The sequence below is a fragment of the Aeromicrobium sp. PFPM2_SD2 genome (genome assembly GCF_057364525.1).
In genome coordinates, this window is record NZ_JBNFNZ010000221.1 from 1 (window position 1) to 4,006 (window position 4,006).

5 protein-coding genes are annotated in these 4,006 nt (G+C 73.3%); 2 read left to right on the forward strand and 3 right to left on the reverse strand.

Going from position 1 to position 4,006, the window contains the following annotated elements; all coding sequences use genetic code 11:
• On the reverse strand, positions 1–451 hold a 451-nt coding region (locus AC2W7G_RS10690), incomplete at its 3' end, for a peptidoglycan bridge formation glycyltransferase FemA/FemB family protein (RefSeq protein WP_485868412.1).
• Positions 452–527: 76 nt separating this feature from the next.
• Between AC2W7G_RS10690 and AC2W7G_RS10695 the strand changes: the two genes are divergently transcribed.
• Positions 528–1,412: a siderophore-interacting protein gene (locus AC2W7G_RS10695; RefSeq protein ID WP_485868413.1), complete on the forward strand. Its 885-nt coding sequence runs from the start codon at positions 528–530 to the stop codon at positions 1,410–1,412.
• A 177-nt stretch (positions 1,413–1,589) separates the two neighbouring features.
• Here AC2W7G_RS10695 and AC2W7G_RS10700 read toward each other — a convergent pair whose 3' ends face one another.
• Positions 1,590–2,027 (reverse strand): HNH endonuclease, encoded by a 438-nt coding sequence (locus AC2W7G_RS10700; RefSeq protein WP_485868414.1) that lies wholly within the window; start codon positions 2,025–2,027, stop codon positions 1,590–1,592.
• A 140-nt stretch (positions 2,028–2,167) separates the two neighbouring features.
• Between AC2W7G_RS10700 and AC2W7G_RS10705 the strand changes: the two genes are divergently transcribed.
• Entirely contained in the window at positions 2,168–3,232 is a 1,065-nt protein-coding gene (locus AC2W7G_RS10705; protein ID WP_485868415.1) for an aldo/keto reductase, read from the forward strand.
• 1 nt (position 3,233) lies between these two features.
• Here AC2W7G_RS10705 and bluB read toward each other — a convergent pair whose 3' ends face one another.
• Positions 3,234–3,875: a 5,6-dimethylbenzimidazole synthase gene (gene bluB, locus AC2W7G_RS10710; protein ID WP_485868416.1), complete on the reverse strand. Its 642-nt coding sequence runs from the start codon at positions 3,873–3,875 to the stop codon at positions 3,234–3,236.
• Between the last annotated feature and the right edge of the window lie 131 nt (positions 3,876–4,006).

Below are 4,006 nucleotides of genomic sequence, written 5' to 3' on the forward strand. Positions count from 1 at the left end.
CGCGCACGGCCTCGGCGGCGGGGTCGGCCTCGTCGGCCGGCACCTCCCCCAGCGTGCGCAGCCCGTCGTCGGCCAGCGCCTTCTTGATCGTGTCGGCGTGCCAGCGGCGGCGCACGACCGGCGGTCCCATGCGGATGCCGAACGCGTGAGACGCCTTGAGGTGCGCCCGCAGCGGCGTCAGCCAGTCCGCCAGCGTCGCCGCGTGCCACTCGATCGAGGGGCCCTCGGGGAGGTAGGCCAGGTAGCGGTCCAGCTTGGGCACCTTGCGGTAGAGCACGAGGCCGGCGCCCACGACGGTGTCGCCGTCGAACCAGCCGACGGACTCGCTGCGCCACTCGTTCTTCACCTGCCCCCACGCCGGGGTCTGCAGGAAGCTCGCCGACGGCTGCGAACGCAGGAACGCCAGGTGCTGCTCGGAGGTGATCGGTCGGACGCGCAGGGCTCGGGTCACCCGTCGAGGCTACCAACCTGGGCTTCTGAGGAGGTGTCGGTTAGCCTTCCCTAAGTAGTCCGCCGAGAGGAACCCGATGCAGACCTACCGCGCCACCGTCGCCGACCGGCGTCCGCTGTCCGCCCACCTGGTGCGCCTCACCCTGGCGCTCCCGGAGCTGGCGACCACGGGCGTCCCCGACGAGTACGTGCGGGTGCTCATCGCCCCGGAGGGCGCCGAGCTGTCCCTCCCGACGATCGACGAGAAGTTCAACGTCACCTTCCCCGAGGGCGCGGTCGAGCCGATCAGCCGGGTCTACACGATCTCCGACCACCGCGAGACGGCCGCCGGTGTCGAGGTCGACGTCGACGTGGCGCTGCACGACGTCGGCCCGGGCGCGGCCTGGGCCCGCGACTGCGCGATCGGCTCGCAGGTGGGCATCGTCGAGCCGCACGGCCTGTACGCCGCCGGCGCCGACGTCCCCTGGCAGCTGCTGGTCTGCGACATCACCGGCGTCCCCGCGCTGGCCCGCATCCTGCGCGGCCTGCGTCCCGGGCAGCGCGCCGAGGCGGTCGTCGTCCTCACCGACGCGGCGGACGAGCTGGACCTCCCGTCGCCCGGCGACGTCACCATCACCTGGCAGGTCGTCCAGGACGAGCGCGGCGTCGAGGAGGCGCTCACCCGCGCGGTCGTCGGCCGCAGCCTGCCCGAGACCAGCGGCGAGCGGTACGTCTGGTTCGCCGGCGAGGCCCGCGCGAGCCGCGCCGTCCGCCGTCACCTGCGCAAGGTGCTGGGCTGGCCGCAGAGCGACTTCTACACCTGCGGCTACTGGCAGTTCGACGCAGAGGCCTGGCACGCCCGCTACGAGCAGGTCGCAGCCGACATCATCGCCCGCGCCCAGGCCGCCCAGGCCGCCGCGGGCGACGACACCGGCGCCTACCTCGACGCGCTCGAGGACATCTACGAGTCCGCCGGCCTCTGACCCTCCCCCGCCGCCTCGCCGTCGTGGAGCGGTGAGTGGTCCACCAGCCCCGACGTGGGCCGGTGAGTGGTCCACCAGCGCGGGAGGTCCTGAGGTGGACGACTCACCGCTCGGCTGAGCGTTCGGTTGCCCACTCACCGCCCCGGCCCCGCACGGCCAGCCAGCCAGCCCGAGGAGCTAGACCAGGGCGCCGTGGCGGGGGGCGGCCGGCGTCAGCAGCAGCGTCATCCCGGCCTCGGCCGGGGTGCGGTCGGCCTTGCGGTGGTTGCAGCGCAGGCACGCGGCGACCGCGTTCTCCCAGCTGAGCGTCCCACCGCGGCTGCGCGGCACGACGTGGTCGACGGTCTCGGCGTGGCCGCCGCAGTAGGCGCACATCTTGTCGCGGGCCTTGATCGCCGCCTTCGTGCACACCCGGGCGCGGCCGTGCGTCCAGCGCATCACCACGTAGCGGACGAGCCGCAGCACCTTGGGCACCTTGAACGGGCCGAAGTCCTGGTCGGTGGCCTCCTCGACCACCGCGACCTGGCGCACGAGCATCTTGATGGCGTGGCGCACCGACACGCGCTGCAACGGTTCGTAGCTCGCGTTCAAGACCAGGACGTGCTCAGCCGTCATGGGGTGCCCCTTCCGAGACGAACAGTAGCCGCGAAACCCACACCAGGACAGAGGATGCTGACGGACCGGTCGCCGATCGTCACCTCCCGCCGGGTCCGCCTCCCGGGTGCGGGCCGCCCGCGCGTCGCTAGCGTGAGGACGTGAGCACCCCCTACTACGCCGCCGACGTCCCCGAGACCCACCGGCCGTACGTCGCCGCCGCCGACCGCCACCAGCAGCTGGAGTACCGCCGGGTCGGACGCTCGGGGCTGCTGCTCCCGCCGATCTCGCTCGGCCTCTGGTACAACTTCGGCGACAACCGGACGTTCGACAGCCAGCGCGAGATCCTGCGCCACGCCTTCGACCACGGCATCACGCACGTCGACCTGGCCAACAACTACGGCCCGCCGTACGGCTCGGCCGAGGAGAACTTCGGCCGGATGATGCGCACCGACTTCAAGCCGTACCGCGACGAGCTGGTCATCTCCAGCAAGGCCGGCTGGGACATGTGGCCGGGACCCTACGGCAACCTCGGCTCGCGCAAGTACCTGCTCGCCAGCCTCGACGCGTCCCTGCAGCGGATGTGCGTCGACCACGTGGACGTCTTCTACTCCCACCGGGCCGACCCCGACACGCCCGTCGAGGAGACGATCGGCGCCCTCGACACCGCGGTGCGCCAGGGCAAGGCGACCTACGTGGGCATCTCCTCCTACGGGCCCGAGCGCACCCGCGAGGCCGTCGCCGTGGCGCGCGAGCTGGGCACGCCGCTGGTCATCCACCAGCCGTCGTACTCCCTGCTGAACCGCTGGGTCGAGGGCGGGCTGCTGGACGTCCTGGACGAGGCCGGCATGGGCTCGATCGCGTTCACCGTCCTCGCCCAGGGCCTGCTCACGGACAAGTACGTCGACGCCGCCGACCCCGACCGGGCCCAGCAGCGGCCGAGCTTCGACGACGAGGTCGCCCAGCAGAACCTGCACCGCGTGCGCGGGCTGGCCGAGGTCGCGCGCGGCCGGGGGCAGACGCTGGCGCAGATGGCGGTCTCCTGGGTCCTGCGCCCCGGTGGCGTCACGTCGGCGCTGATCGGCGTCTCGTCGGTCGCCCAGCTGGACGAGAACCTCGCCGCGGCCGCCCGCACCGACTTCACCGACGACGAGATCGCCGCGATCGAGCAGCACGCGGTCGACGGCGGCGTCGACCTGTGGGCCGTCTCGTCGACGATCGAGTAGCTCAGCGGGGGTAGCGCTCGGCGTGCACGGCCTGCTCGAGCGGACGCCTGGTGCGCCAGCCGTGCCGCTCGAGGTCGGGCACGTCCTGCAGCCGCTCGACGGCGCCCAGGCACAGCCAGGCCACCGGCCGGACGTGGTCGGGCGCCCCGACCAGCTCGCGCAGGAACGGCTCGCGGTAGAACGACACCCAGCCCGCGCCGAGGCCCTCGGCGGTCGCGGCGAGCCACAGGTTCTGGATGGCCAGGCAGACCGAGTACAGCCCGGCGTCGGCGATCGCGTGCCGGCCGAGCACGTGCTGGCCGCCGCGCGTCGGGTCGTAGGTGACGACGACGCCGAGCCCGGACTCGCGGATCCCCTCGATCTTGATCCGGTCGAACGTCGAGCGGCGCTCGGCCGGCAGGCTCGCCGCGAAGGTGTCGCGCTCGTCGGCGACGTGGGTCGCGAACGCGTCCAGGGTGGCGGGCTCGCGCACGAGGACGAAGTCCCACGGCTGGCTGTGGCCGACGCTCGGCGCGGCGTGCGCGGCCCCCAGCACGCGCCGCAGCACGTCGTCGGCCACCGGGTCCCCGGTGAACTCGGCGCGCACGTCGCGGCGGCGGGCGATGACGTCGTACAGGTCGGATAGCGGTGCGTCGGTCGGCATGGCCCCGACCCTAGGACGCGCCCGGCGCGTAGCCTGCGGCGATGACCGACGCCGTCGCGCGGGCCTACGGCGCCCGGGCCACCGAGTACGCCGACCTGCTCGGCCGCATGGACGCGGTCGCCGACGAGGAC